Genomic DNA, 13,072 nt, shown 5'->3' with positions numbered 1-13,072 from the left:
CTTGACCTCCTGCACGGCCGGTCCGCCGTCCGCAGGCCCGTAGCGCCGAGGAGCCCGCCGATGACGGCCACCACCACGCTCACCGCCCGCGCCCTGCTGCTGGACATGGACAGCACGATCGTGAACTCCGAGGCCGTCGTCGAGCGCTGCTGGCGGCGCTGGGCGGCCGAGCAGGGGCTGGACGCCGACGAGGTCCTGACGGTCGTCCACGGGCGGCAGGGCTGGGCCACCATGGCCGCGCTGCTCCCGGACCGCCCGATGGAGCGCAACCTGGCGGACAACCGCCGGATGCTGGCCCAGGAGACCTCCGACATGGACGGCGTGGTGCCGGTTCCCGGCGCACCCGCCTTCATGGCCGCCCTGGCCGGCCTTCCGCACGCCCTGGTGACCTCCGCCGATATCGCGCTCTCCGACGCCCGGATGGGCGCGGCGGGGCTGCCCATGCCTGCCGTGCGGATCACGGCGGAGAGCGTGAGCGCCAGCAAGCCCGATCCGGAGGGCTTCCTCAAGGGCGCCGCCGAACTGGGCTTCGCCCCCGAGGACTGCCTGGTCTTCGAGGACTCCGAGGCGGGCATCGAGGCGGGCCGGGCGGCCGGTATGCGGGTGATCGGTGTCGGCGACCGCGCCGCCGCGCTCGCGCCCACCGCGCAGGTACGCGACCTCACCCAGGTCCGCGTCGAGGCGCGGGTGGACGGCGTGATCGCCCTCCACCTCACGGACTGAGCAACCGGCAGCGCGCGAGCAGCCCCCGGCCGCGCCGCCCGCGGCCGCCCCCTCAGCCCGCAATCGCCTCGTACAAGCTCAGCCCCGCCAACACGAGCATCACGCACGCGGCGACCTTGGTGATGAGCCGGAGCGGGACGTACTTCATGAGCGTGCGGCCGCCGAGGATGCCCAGGGCCGCCACCGACCACAGGGCCAGGACGGCGCCGACGCCGACCGAGAGCGGGGCGTCGTAGCGGGCCGCGAGGTTGGCGGTCATGATCTGGGTCAGATCGCCGAACTCGGCGACCAGGATCATCATGAAGCCCGCCCCGGAGACCTTCCAGAAGCTCTGGTCGGCGGGCTTCTTCACCTCTTCCTCGTCGTCGCCCTTACGGAAGAGCAGCACGGCGGCGCCCGCCAGGAAGAGCACACCGACCACGCCCTGTACCCAGCGGTGCGGAAGCAGCGTCAGCACACTGCCCGCGGCGATGGCGAGCGCGACATGCACCAGGAAGGCGGCGGCCACGCCGGCGAAGACGTAGGAGGCGCGGTAGCGGGTGCCGAGCATCAGGCCGGCGAGGGCGGTCTTGTCGGGCAGTTCGGCGAGGAAGACGACGCCGAAGACGACGGCGGCGATGGTGAAGCTGAACACGGGGTGGCATACCTCGATCGGTCGGGCCGCACCAAAGAGGCCCGGGAAAGGGGTCGCTTCGGCACGGCAGCGTCAAACACTGCGGCCGAAGGTCTCGCTGGCGCCGTACGGCTACGTACCGCGCTCCGGGCGCCGGCTCGCCACGTCGTCACAGCGCGCGAGGCGCGCTCCACCAGGGGTGGTGGTCGGGCGACGGGAGGGCATTATGTCGACGGTCCGGCAGAGAGCTACTCCCCTTCTGCTGCCCCCGAGGGTACGCGGTGCAGCCGTCCGCGCGCGACCAGCTCCAGCACCACCGCACAGGCCGCCGCCTGCACCGCCAGCAGCGCGACCAGCACGAACAGCTGCACCGCACCGGCCTGTACGGGCGAGGCGCCGCCCAGCAGCATGCCGACGAACGCGCCGGGGAGTGTGACCAGCCCCACCGTCCGGGTCTGGTCGAGCCCCGGCAGCAGGGCGTCCGACGCGGCCGGGCGGGCGACCTCCATCCGCGCCTCCCGGTCCAGCAGCCCCAGCGCGAGCCCCGCCTCGAACTCGCCGTGCCGGGTCTCCAGCTCGTCCAGCGCCCGCCGCCCGCCCAGCACGGTGGCGGTCAGCGCGCCGCCGATCAGGATGCCGGTGACGGGGATCAGGCTCAGCCCGCGCGGCGGGACCAGACCGGTGAGCAGCAGCAGGGCGACGACCGGGACGACGGCGGCGGCGATCGGCGCGGCGGCCCACCACCAGGTGCGGTTCTGGGTGATCCGGCGGCCGGCGGTCCGTACCGCCACCGTGAACATCAGCAGCAGGAAGCACAGCAGCCACGGGAGCGCATGCACCACCCAGCCGATGAGGTAGGAGACGGCGGCGAGTTGGGCGGCGGCGCGCAGTCCGGCGACGGCGATGGCGCGGGCGTGGCCGAGGCGTGCCGCGGCGGCGAGGGCCACGGCGGCGATGAGCAGGACGGCGAGGACGACCCCGAGGGTGGCGTTGACCGGCAGCAGCACGCGCTCACTGTAGGGGCGCGGCAGCGGGCGCATGCGCGGGAGCGGTTCAACCGGAGTGCGGTTATGCGCTTATGGCCTCCCGTCAGCTCTTGAACTGACGTGGGCATGTCGCCAGGCTGTTACCTGGTGCCCGTCCCATGGAAACCCCACTTCGTCACCATGGGCCGCACCACATGGCAACTTCCCCCCACATACAGGGAGTTTCGATGGCAAAGGTCTACGCGCGTCGAGTTTCCATCGCCGCGGGTGCGGCCGCCGCCCTGGTCGGCACGCTGGTGTTCAGCGGCCAGTCCGCCCAGGCAGCGCCGCCCAGCCCCCCGGACGCGGCCACCGCACGGACGTATCTCGCCGACATCAAGGAGCAGACCGAGGGCTCGCTGGACGGCTACAGCCGCGCCAAGTTCCCGCACTGGATCGACCAGGGCAAGAACTGCAACACCCGCGAGGTGGTCCTCAAGCGGGACGGCACGGACGTGCAGCAGAACAGCAGCTGTGCGGCCGTGAGCGGGAAGTGGGTCTCGCCGTACGACGGGGCGACCTGGACCAAGGCGTCCGACCTCGACATCGACCACGTCGTACCGCTGGCCGAGGCATGGAAGTCGGGCGCCGCGAAGTGGACCACCGCGCGCCGCCAGCAGCTGGCCAACGACCTCACGCACTCCCAGCTGATCGCCGTCACCGACAACGTCAATCAGGAGAAGGGGGACAAGGACCCGGCGAAGTGGCTGCCGCCGAAGGCCTCGTATCACTGCGAGTACGCCCGGATGTGGGTGTGGGTCAAGCATGTGTACGGCATGAGCGCGGACTCCGCTGAGAAGGCCGCACTGAAGAAGATCCTGGACGGCTGCTGAGCCCTCGACCCCGCGCCCGCCGGCCGGACACCACCGGCCGGCGGGCCCGCCGTCCCCCGTCTTCCGCGACACCCGGTGTGCTTATCCTCTGACGACGACATGGGGAGGCACCGATGGCCGGACTGCGCGTGGGACCGCTGCTGCGGTACGTCGATGCCACCAGCGCGACGGTATGGGTGGAGACCGACCGGCCGTGCGAGGTGCAGATCCGCTGCGACGGCGGGGCACACGGCGCGGAGCGCACCTTTCAGGTGGCCGGGCACCACTACGCGCTGGTGCCGGTGACCGGTCTGGCGCCCGGCAGCGAGACGCCCTACCGGGTCCTGCTGGACGAGGGGACGGTCTGGCCGCCGCCCGACAGCCCCTTCCCGGCGAGCACGATCCGTACCCTCCCCGCCTCCCCGGACCGGCCGCTGCACTTCGCCTTCGGCTCCTGCCGCTGGTCGGCGACGCCGTCGGACGCCTCGCACGACCCGGTCGGCCCGGACGCCCTGGACGCGCTCGCCGCCACCCTCGCCGCCGATCCCGGCCGGCAACGCCCGGACGTCCTGCTGCTGTTGGGCGACCAGGTCTACGCCGACCAGACCTCCGAGGCGACCGCCCGTGCGCTGGCCGGTCGCCGCGACCTCAGCGAGCCGCCGTGGCAGCAGGTCGCCGACTACGAGGAATACACCCACCTCTACTACGAGTCCTGGCTCGGCCCGGAGGTGCGCTGGCTGCTGTCCACGGTCCCCAGCTGCATGATCTTCGACGATCACGATGTGATCGACGACTGGAACACCTCGGCGGCCTGGCTGTCCCGGATGCGGGCGACCCCGTGGTGGCGCGAGCGGATCCTCGGCGGTCTGATGTCGTACTGGGTGCACCAGCACCTGGGCAATCTCTCTCCCGCGGAACTGGCCGCCGACGAGCTGTACGCCCAAGTACGGGCCGCCGAGGACGGGACGGACCTGGTACGGGAGTTCGCGGCCGCCGCGGACGCCGATCCGGCGGGCGTCCGCTGGAGCTACCGCCGGGACTTCGGCCGGGTACGCCTGGTCATGATCGACACCCGGGCCGGCCGGATCCTGGACGAGGGCAGCCGCGCCATGCTCGACAAGGCCGAGGGCGAATGGCTGCGGCAGGCGGTGCTGGAGGAGCGCGGCGGCTACGACCATCTGCTGCTCGGCAGTTCGCTGCCCTGGCTGCTGCCGCATCTCGTCCATGCCGCCGAGGGCTGGAACGCCGCGCTGTGCGCCGGTGAACGCGGTCCCCGCTGGGCCCGGCACAGCGAGTCCCTGCGCCAGCGCGCCGACCTGGAGCACTGGGCGGCCTTCCCCGATTCGTTCACCGCGCTCACCGAGCTGATCACCGAGGCGGGCTCCGGCAGGGACGCCCCGGCGACGGTCTGCGTACTGTCCGGTGACGTGCACCACGCCTATGTGGCGGAGCCGCGCCGTCGTGGCGCCGGCCCGCACCCCGCCAGCCGGATTCTCCAGTTGACCTGCTCGCCCGTCCACAACAGCATCCCCGGCATACTCCAGGCCGGATTCCGGTTCGGCTGGAGCCGGCCCGGCCGGTGGCTGGGCAAGCTGCTGGCCCGGCACGGTCGGCTCCCCCGGCCGCCGGTGAAGTGGCGGCGTACGGGCGGGCCGTGGTTCGGCAACCAGCTGATGACGCTGACGCTGGCGGGCCGTGCGGCGCGGCTCGCCCTGGACCAGGCCCGCCGGGAGAAACAGGGCGGCGTCCGGCTCGTGACGGTCTGGCGCACCGAAGTGGCCGATGCCCGCCTTGCCGGGGAATCCGCCGCTGCGGATGGTCCCGTACCGGGAACGGACCGGCCTAAGAACGGATGAGGCGGGCGGCCCGGTGTCCGTGAGCGGCCGGCGGTGCCCCGGGCCGGCCAGAGGGGGCGTCGCTCTTTGCCGTACCCGGGTGCCGCGCCCGGATACGGGGCGGTGATGATGGGGCGCACGTTTGCCCGTCGCCCGTACCCGGGCGGCCGCGCCCTCCACGCGCCGGCCGTCCGCCGCACCAGGGAGCGCCCCTCTTGGCCGCCGAACGTCTCGCCGACCGCCACCCCCGGCCCGCCCTCGCCCTCGTGGGCGCCGGACCGCGCGGCACGAGCGTTCTGGAGCGGCTGTGCGCCTCGGCCGCCGAACTGGCCGCGGGCACCGGGCTGACCGTCCATGTCATCGACCCGGCCCCGCCCGGTGCCGGGCAGGTGTGGCGCACCGCCCAGCCGCCCGAGCTGCTGATGAACACGGTGGCGTCGCAGGTCACGCTGTTCACCGACGACAGCGTCGAGTGCGCAGGGCCGATACGTCCCGGGCCGAGCCTGTACGACTGGGAGGGCTGCGAGGTCGGCCCGGACGACTACCCGGGGCGGGCGCTGTACGGCCGCTATCTGGAGTGGGTCTTCCGCCGCACGGTGCGCACCGCTCCCCCGGAGGTGACGGTCGTGACGCACCCGGCCCGGGCGGTGCGGCTGACCGAGGCGCCCGACGGTTCGCAGTCGCTGGCCCTCGACGACGGCCGGACACTGCACGGTCTGGGGGCGGTGATCCTGGCGCAGGGCCACCTGCCGACCGCGCCGGACGCCGAGCAGCAGCGGCTGGCCGAGTACGCCGCCGGGCACGGCCTGCACTATCTGCCGCCCGCCAACCCCGCCGATCTCTCCGCCGAGCTGGAGTCGCTGGCCCCGGGCCGCCCGGTGCTGCTGCGCGGACTGGGCCTCAACTTCTTCGACCACATGGCGCTGCTGACGACGGCCCGCGGCGGCCGGTTCGTCCGCGGCACGGACGGTGCACTGGTGTATCTGCCGTCCGGCCGTGAGCCGCGGCTGTACGCGGGCTCCCGGCGCGGCATCCCGTACCACGCACGGGGCGACAACGCGAAGGGCGCCCACGGCCGCCATCTGCCGCTGCTGCTCACCCCGGAGGTGCGCGCGGCCTTCCGCCGGCGCGCCGACTCCGGCGACCTGCCCGACTTCCTGACGGAGGTCTGGCCCCTGGTGGCCAAGGAGGTGGAGGCGGTCTACTACGAGGCGCTGCTGACGCGGCGCGGCGCGGGCGGCGAGGCGGTGCTCCGCTTCCGGGAGCGGTTCCTGGCCGGCGCGCACCACAGCCCCGAAGAGGGCGACGTCCTGGACGCCTTCGGGATCGCGCCGGACGCCCGCTGGGACTGGGACCGCCTCGCCCGGCCGCACACGGAGCAGTCGTTCGCCGGCCCCGCGGCCTTCCGGGAGTGGCTGCTGGGCCATCTGCGCACGGACGTCGCGCACGCCCGGCAGAACAATGTGTCCGGCCCGGTCAAGGCGGCCCTCGACGTACTGCGGGATCTGCGCAACGAGCTGCGGCAGATCGTCGACCACGGCGGGCTGGCCGGGGTGTCCCGCCGCGACCATCTGGACCGCTGGTACACCCCGCTCAACGCCTTCCTGTCCATCGGGCCGCCGCGGCGCCGGATAGAGGAGATGGCGGCGCTGATCGAGGCGGGGGTGCTGGAGGTCGTCGGCCCGCGGATGGCGGTCCGGCTGGGCGCCGCCGACGGCCGCGGGCCCGGTTTCACGGCCCATTCCCCGGAGGTGACGGGGTCCCAGGTGACGGCGGCGGCGCTGATCGAGGCGCGGCTGCCGGAGCCGGATCTGCGGCGCACCGGGGATGCGCTGCTGGCCCGGCTGCTGGCCGACGGCGGCTGCCGCCCGCACACCGTGGACGGCTACGAGACCGGCGGGCTCGATGTGTCGCCGAGCCCGTACCACCTGATCGAGGCCGACGGCCGGCGCCATCCGCGGCGTTTCGCGGTGGGGGTGCCGACGGAGGGGGTGCACTGGGTGACGGCGGCCGGGGCCCGCCCCGGGGTGGGGTCGGTCACCCTCGCCGATACGGATGCGGTGGCACGGGCGGCGCTGCGGGCGGCGGTTGCGGGGGTACATACAGGTGCCGGGGCGGGCGGAGGCACGGTTCCGGCAGCACGATCGGCCGCTTCGAGCCAAAGGTCCCATATGGCCAGAGGTTGAAGTTGCAAGTATTGATTAGGTTTCCCTAACCTGTGCCTCCAGCGGTTACCCCGTCCCCAGAAACCGTAGGAGCCCCCACATGTCTGCACCCCTGGACTCGTTCGTTCAGAGAGCCACCCCGCACGTCCTCGCGCTCTTCCGCGTCGTCATCGGACTGCTCTTCGCCTGCCACGGCGCGTCCTCGCTCTTCGGTGTCCTCGGCGGCGCCATGGGGCAGGGCGGCACCGTCCCGACCGGCAGCTGGCCGGGCTGGTACGCCGCCGTGATCCAGCTGGCCGGCGGCCTGCTGGTGATCCTCGGCCTGGGCACCCGCCCCGCGGCCCTGCTCAGCTCCGGCTCGATGGCGTACGCCTACTTCTCCACGCACCAGGGCACCGCGCTGTGGCCGATCCAGAACGGCGGTGAGGCGTCCGTGCTGTTCTGCTGGGCCTTCCTGCTGCTCTTCTTCACCGGCCCCGGCTCCTGGGCGCTCGACCGGATCTTCTTCGGCGCGCGCACGGAGCCGACGGCGGCCGCTCAGCAGGAGCCGTCCGCCGCCTGAGGCACCGGCTCCACCCGGCCCCGGCACCTCCGCGGCCCCGCACTTCCCGGCCCGTACGGCATCCCGCCGTACGGGCCGTTCCGCGTTCCCGGGCCGGCCTACCACCCGGCCACCCGGCCGGATGGGGCCCGAGCGCACAGGCGTACGCTGTATGGCTGAAGGGCCGCCCCTGCCGCACCGAGCGACGTCGCGGCGGGGTTCGGACCGGGAGTAGCACGTTGCTGGAAAGCCTGGGGTCCCTCAGTGGCACCCCGTGGGTGTATGTGGTCGTCAGCTGCTCGATCGTGCTCGATGTCTTCGTCCCAATCCTGCCCAGCGGGATCCTGGTGATCGCCGCGGCCACCACCTCCGCCGGCGCCGGGAGCGCCGTGGATGCGGTCGGCCGGGCCGATGTCGCCGCCTCCGTCCACGGCGGTGCCTCTCTGGCCCCGGTGTTCTCGCTGCTGCTGTGTGCCGCCACCGCCTCGGTGCTCGGCGACATGGTCGCCTACCGGCTCGCCTGGCGCGGCGGCGACCGCTTCGACCGCGCCATCGGCCGCTCCCGCCGGCTGACCGCGGCGCAGCGGCGACTCGGTACGGCGCTGACCCGGGGCGGCGGCATCGTCGTCGTCCTGGCCCGCTTCGCACCCGCCGGACGCTCCGTGGTCAGCCTGGGCGCCGGTGTCGCCCACCGCACGGTCCGCGAGTTCCTCCCCTGGTCCGCACTGTCCGGCCTCGCCTGGGCCGCCTACAGCGTGAGCCTCGGCTACTTCGGCGGGCAGTGGCTCGGGACGTCCTGGGTGAGCACCGCCATTTCGGCCGTCGCCCTCTTCGGCGCGGGATCGGCTGCCGCCTTTTTGATGCGGCGGCCGGAGCGGGGTACGGCGGGCTGAGGGGCGGCGGGGCGGCCGGGGCCGCTCGGACGGTGCCGTACGGCGGCGTCGCGGCGTACGGACGGCCCACCGCCGGTACGGGGCAGGCGCCTCCCCGATCCGGAGTAAAATCGGCCGTCACACCACGCCCCCCGTCTCCTGTGAGCCTTCGCGCTCCCCGGACGCCGGACCGGGACCGCCCCCCTGGGCGGCACCCCTCGGCGAGGTCCGAACCACACACGCGAGGCACACTTCGGTGAACCAACCGCCGGTCGTCGAATGGACCGAGGCCGACGAGGCCCGTTCCGCCCGTTGGCGCTCCGAGAACGGCGCTCCGCCACCCCACCGCATCGTCATCGCGGACGACCGGACGAAGGCCGACGACGCCTACAAACTCGCCTGTGAGGGCACCGCGCTGTTGTGGCGCGGCGATTTCCACAACGCCCGCCAGCTGCTGACCGCGATGGCCCGCCGGATCGACCGCCGCCCCCGCAAGGCACCGCCCGCCGACGTCACCCAGGCGTTCCACCTGCACCGCGCCGCGCAGAACCAACGCGCCCGCATCCTGGGCATGCTGCTGGTCCCGCTCGATGCGTCGCTCGCCGTCCCGCTGCACCGCGCCCCGGACGTCCGCGAGGCCTGCGCCAGGGCGTACGGCCCCGCCGAGCCCGCCGGCGACGAGGCGTCCGGGACCGCCGAGGGCGTGGATCCGACCGCCTCCCTGGTCTCGCTGCGCGAGCTGCTCGGCCTCATCGGCGCCAACGAATGGCGCAGGAAGGGCGTGGAGGTCCCGGCGCTCGGCGGCGACCGCATCCATCCGCACTACGGCGTCTTCTCCCCGGCCCGCGGCGAGTACGTCGATCTGGTGGCCGAGGCACCGCTGCCCTCCCAGGAGCTGGCGTTCGACATCGGCACCGGCACCGGCGTACTGGCCACGGTGCTCGCCCGGCGCGGAGTACGCCGGATCGTGGCCACCGACCAGGACCCGCGGGCGCTGGCCTGCGCCCGCGAGAACACCCAACGGCTGGGCGTCGCCGGGCAGGTGGAGGTGGTCGAGGCCGATCTGTTCCCGGCCGGCCGCGCCCCGCTGGTCGTCTGCAACCCCCCGTGGGTGCCCGCGAAACCGACCTCCCCCGTGGAGCATGCGGTGTACGACCCGGGCAACCGGATGCTGCACGGGTTCCTGGGCGGCCTCGGGGACCATCTGACACCGGACGGCGAGGGCTGGCTGATCCTCTCCGACTTCGCGGAACACCTCGGGCTGCGTCCGCACGCCGCGCTCCTCGACGCCTTCGCCGCCGCCGGCCTGACCGTCCTCGGACGGCTCGACATCACCCCCCGCCATCCGCGCGCCCGCGACACCTCCGACCCGCTCCATGTGGCCCGCGCCGCCGAGGTCACGTCCCTGTGGCGGCTGGGCCTCGCGGGCGGGGGCGCGGCCGACTCCCGCTGAGGCCGGGCGGGTTGGCGCCGGGCCGGGACGGTGTGGACCGGGAGGCACGGCCGACGGGCCCGGCCCGTAGGGACCGGAAGTCGCAGCCGCCGGGCCGGGCCCGTAGGGACCGGGAGATGCAGCCGCCGCGCCGGGCCCGTAGGGACCGGGAGATGCAGCCGCCGCGCCGGGCCCGTAGGGACCGGGAGATGCAGCCGCCGCGCCGGGCCCGTAGGGACCGGGAGATGCAGCTGCCAACCCGGCGCGCAGCCGCCCGATGTGGCTCCCGGTCAGGCACGATGGAGACATCATGGATCTCCGGTACCTCCTCTCCCGCGCCCATGGCCTCGCCGCCTCCGCGACGCCCGGCCGGCGCCGGCTGCTCGGGATCACCGGCCCGCCGGGCGCCGGGAAGTCCACCCTCGCCGCCCATCTCGTGGCCGGACTGGCCGGGCAGGCGGCGCTGGTGCCGATGGACGGCTTCCATCTCGCCGAGGCGGAGTTGCGCCGCCTGGGCCGCGGGGACCGCAAGGGCGCACCGGACACCTTCGACCCCGGCGGCTACGCGGCACTCCTGGCCCGTCTGCGCTCCCCCGAACCGGACACCTCCGTCTACGCCCCGGCCTTCGACCGCCGTATCGAGGAGCCGGTCGCCGGCAGCATCCCCGTCGCACCCCACATCCCGCTCATCGTCACCGAGGGCAACTACCTCCTGCTCGACTCCGCCCCCTGGTCGCGGGTGCGCGCACTGCTCGACGAGGTCTGGTACGTGGAGCTGGACGGCGCGGAGCGGATCCGGCGGCTGATCGACCGCCATGAGCGCTTCGGACGCCCGCGTGCCGATGCCGAGCGGTTCGTGCACGCCTCGGACGAGGCCAACGCCCGTGTCGTGGCGGCCACCCGCGAGCGCGCCGACCTCGTCATCCGCTTCACACCCGAAGAGGCCCCGTCCCCCGAGGGCACATAGTTCCCTTCCCCGGCCTCCTTGACCCGGCCCGTCGGCGAACAGCCCGGCCCCCTGACCGCTGCCCCTCGGCGAGCAGCCCGGCCACCGACAGGGCGCCCCAGCCCACGGAGACCGCCACCGCCACCGCCCGGCGGCCGCGCCCCGGCAGCGTCGCACCGAGCAGCACGGCATCCCCCAAGTCGGCGGCGATCCGCACATATGCGGCGGTGCGCAGCGCCGGCCCTTCCGGAGCCAGCGCCAGCGCCAGCCCGCTCACCGCGTCCCGCCAGGCCAGTGGACGCAGCGAGGTCCGGGTCGCCGGGGCGGTGCGCCCCGCGGCATCGGCCAGCCCGGAGGGCCGGGCCAGCAGACCGGGCGCCGCGGCCACCGCCACCCCGTACGCCGCCGTGGCCACTCCGACCGCACGCAGCAAAGAGACCTTCATCCACCGTCCGCCTTCCTCATCCACCGGTCACACGAGTCCCGTCAGGCTCGTTTTCCTCTTCAACCCCTTTCCGCGGCAGCCCCCTTCCCAAACGACATCACGAGTGTCACCATGACACTATGAGTGTCATTGAGGGGGAATCAGTGAGGCGATTCAGCGTCATCGAGGGGGAGTCCACGTCCATGAGCACCATCGAGCGCGACGGCGACGGCGAGGGAGCACCGACGCCGGCGCCCGACGAAGACCTGCTGTACGGCGTCATCCGGCGCCTGTGGCCCCTGCACCGCACGGTCGTGCGCGCGGTGGAACGCGAACTGTCCGGTACGGGCCTGACCGCCGGCGAACACGCACTGCTGGACGCGCTGCATGCCGAAGGCCCGCGGACCGTGCCGCAGTTGGCGCGCGCGATGGACCTGGACCGGCAGCCGGTGCAGCGCTGGGTGAACCACGCCGTCGAACTGGGCCTGGCGGTGACGGCGCCCAACCCCGCCCACCGCCGCTCGTCGCTGATCCAGCTCACGGCCGAGGGCGCGGAGGCGATACGCGGAATCCAGAAGGCCGAGACGGCGCAGCTGCGGCAGCGGCTGGCCGATCTGCCCGCCGAGGACCTCCGCACCGCGCTGCACGTGCTCGACCGACTCGGTGCGGAATTCCGGCACCTCGGGAACGGCTCACACGTTCCACCGGAGGAACCCGACAGTCACGGCAATACCGACGCCCGTCGCATCCAGCCCAGCCCACCGCATCCGACGCACAAAGGACGGCCCAGAGAATGACCCGCAGAATCACCGCCTGGTCCGAGATCGACAACGGCATCGTGCCGGTCGAGGAGGGCGAACTCTTCTACGAGACGGCGGGCTCGGGCCCCGCGGTGGTACTGCTGCACGGCGCGATGCTCGACCAGCACATGTGGGACGAGCAGTTCTCCTGGCTGGTGAACTCCGGCCTGCGCGCGATCCGTTACGACCTCCGCGGCCACGGTCTGTCCTCCACGGTGGCCGGTGACTTCGCCCACCACGAGGACCTGTGCGCGCTTCTCGACGCCCTCGGCGTCCCCCACGCCGTCCTCGTCGGCCTCTCCCACGGCGCCCGGGTCGCGCTGGACACCGCCCTCGCCCACCCGGACCGGGTGTCGGCTCTCGCCCTCGCCTCCCCCGGGATCAGCGGCCGCGCCTTCACCGACCCCTTCCTCCTGGAGCACATCAAGGAGCAGGTGGCGGCGATCGGCGCACCGGACGGCGTGGAGCGCTATATCGAGCACTTCCTGCGGATGTGGGTGGACGGGCCGCACCGCGAACCGTCCGCCGTGCACCCGGGATTCCGTGAGCGGATGCGCGCCTCGGCCGAGGCCAATGTGGAGGTGCATGGCGAGGGGACGGCGGCCGGGATGCCCCTGGAGGTCGGAGCCGCCGGGCGGCTGGGGGAGATCCGGGTGCCGACGGTCGTATTCGACGGCGACCTCGACGGCCGCGACATCTCCGCCAACGCCCATGCGATAGCGCTGTCCGTCCCCGGCGCCCGCAGGATCCGGATACCGGGCGCGGCCCATATGGTCAATCTGGAGAACACCGCGCTCTTCGACCAGGAACTCCATGCCTTTCTCTGCTCCCTTGACCTGTGACGGACGAGCCTCACCCGCCGACGGCGCTCCCGCCCGTCGCCG

13 protein-coding genes are annotated in these 13,072 nt (G+C 73.5%); 10 read left to right on the top strand and 3 right to left on the bottom strand.

Annotation, left to right across the window (positions count from 1 at the left end):
* The first annotated feature begins 60 nt into the window (after window positions 1-60).
* Entirely contained in the window at window positions 61-723 is a 663-nt protein-coding gene (locus CPH93_RS24450) for an HAD-IA family hydrolase (protein WP_096214076.1), read from the top strand.
* A gap of 52 nt (window positions 724-775) precedes the next feature.
* On the opposite strand, the gene CPH93_RS24445 is transcribed toward CPH93_RS24450, so the two are convergent.
* Both CPH93_RS24445 and CPH93_RS24440 read right to left on the bottom strand, forming a co-directional pair.
* Complete coding sequence (locus CPH93_RS24445) at window positions 776-1,357, bottom strand: TMEM165/GDT1 family protein (protein WP_093482952.1); 582 nt, start codon at window positions 1,355-1,357, stop codon at window positions 776-778.
* A gap of 227 nt (window positions 1,358-1,584) precedes the next feature.
* Window positions 1,585-2,343 carry an ABC transporter permease gene (locus CPH93_RS24440; RefSeq protein WP_096215574.1) on the bottom strand — a complete coding sequence of 253 codons (759 nt, stop codon included), beginning with the start codon at window positions 2,341-2,343 and terminating at the stop codon, window positions 1,585-1,587.
* Between the two features lie 206 nt (window positions 2,344-2,549).
* Between CPH93_RS24440 and CPH93_RS24435 the strand changes: the two genes are divergently transcribed.
* From CPH93_RS24435 to CPH93_RS24405, 7 genes are all read left to right on the top strand, one after another.
* Window positions 2,550-3,194 (top strand): HNH endonuclease family protein, encoded by a 645-nt coding sequence (locus tag CPH93_RS24435; protein ID WP_093482953.1) that lies wholly within the window; start codon window positions 2,550-2,552, stop codon window positions 3,192-3,194.
* A gap of 113 nt (window positions 3,195-3,307) precedes the next feature.
* Complete coding sequence (locus tag CPH93_RS24430) at window positions 3,308-5,029, top strand: alkaline phosphatase D family protein (RefSeq protein ID WP_093648884.1); 1,722 nt, start codon at window positions 3,308-3,310, stop codon at window positions 5,027-5,029.
* Window positions 5,030-5,223: 194 nt separating this feature from the next.
* On the top strand, window positions 5,224-7,194 hold the full coding sequence (locus CPH93_RS24425) for an FAD/NAD(P)-binding protein (RefSeq protein ID WP_096214075.1): 1,971 nt from the start codon (window positions 5,224-5,226) through the stop codon (window positions 7,192-7,194).
* Window positions 7,195-7,273: 79 nt separating this feature from the next.
* Window positions 7,274-7,735, top strand: coding sequence for a DoxX family protein (locus CPH93_RS24420; protein ID WP_096214074.1), 462 nt, complete (start codon window positions 7,274-7,276; stop codon window positions 7,733-7,735).
* 218 nt (window positions 7,736-7,953) lie between these two features.
* Window positions 7,954-8,607 (top strand): DedA family protein, encoded by a 654-nt coding sequence (locus CPH93_RS24415; RefSeq protein WP_173909874.1) that lies wholly within the window; start codon window positions 7,954-7,956, stop codon window positions 8,605-8,607.
* Window positions 8,608-8,842: 235 nt separating this feature from the next.
* On the top strand, window positions 8,843-10,039 hold the full coding sequence (locus CPH93_RS24410; RefSeq protein WP_096214073.1) for a methyltransferase: 1,197 nt from the start codon (window positions 8,843-8,845) through the stop codon (window positions 10,037-10,039).
* A 289-nt stretch (window positions 10,040-10,328) separates the two neighbouring features.
* Complete coding sequence (locus CPH93_RS24405; RefSeq protein WP_096214072.1) at window positions 10,329-10,985, top strand: nucleoside/nucleotide kinase family protein; 657 nt, start codon at window positions 10,329-10,331, stop codon at window positions 10,983-10,985.
* Here the strand turns inward: CPH93_RS24405 and CPH93_RS24400 are convergent.
* Window positions 10,948-11,409, bottom strand: a complete 462-nt coding sequence (locus CPH93_RS24400; protein ID WP_096214071.1) for a hypothetical protein — start codon at window positions 11,407-11,409, stop codon at window positions 10,948-10,950. The genes CPH93_RS24405 and CPH93_RS24400 overlap by 38 nt on opposite strands.
* Window positions 11,410-11,552: 143 nt before the next feature.
* Between CPH93_RS24400 and CPH93_RS24395 the strand changes: the two genes are divergently transcribed.
* Both CPH93_RS24395 and CPH93_RS24390 read left to right on the top strand, forming a co-directional pair.
* Window positions 11,553-12,185, top strand: a complete 633-nt coding sequence (locus CPH93_RS24395; RefSeq protein ID WP_231976944.1) for a MarR family winged helix-turn-helix transcriptional regulator — start codon at window positions 11,553-11,555, stop codon at window positions 12,183-12,185.
* The gene (locus CPH93_RS24390; RefSeq protein ID WP_096214070.1) at window positions 12,182-13,030 is read left to right on the top strand and encodes an alpha/beta fold hydrolase; all 849 of its coding nucleotides are present in this window, start codon (window positions 12,182-12,184) and stop codon (window positions 13,028-13,030) included. The genes CPH93_RS24395 and CPH93_RS24390 overlap by 4 nt, the downstream gene beginning before the upstream one ends.
* Window positions 13,031-13,072 lie beyond the last annotated feature (42 nt).

The sequence above is a fragment of the Streptomyces sp. 2323.1 genome (assembly GCF_900221035.1).
GTDB classification, from domain to species: Bacteria; Actinomycetota; Actinomycetes; order Streptomycetales; family Streptomycetaceae; genus Streptomyces; species Streptomyces sioyaensis.
This window is presented reverse-complemented; position numbering and strand designations above follow the sequence as displayed.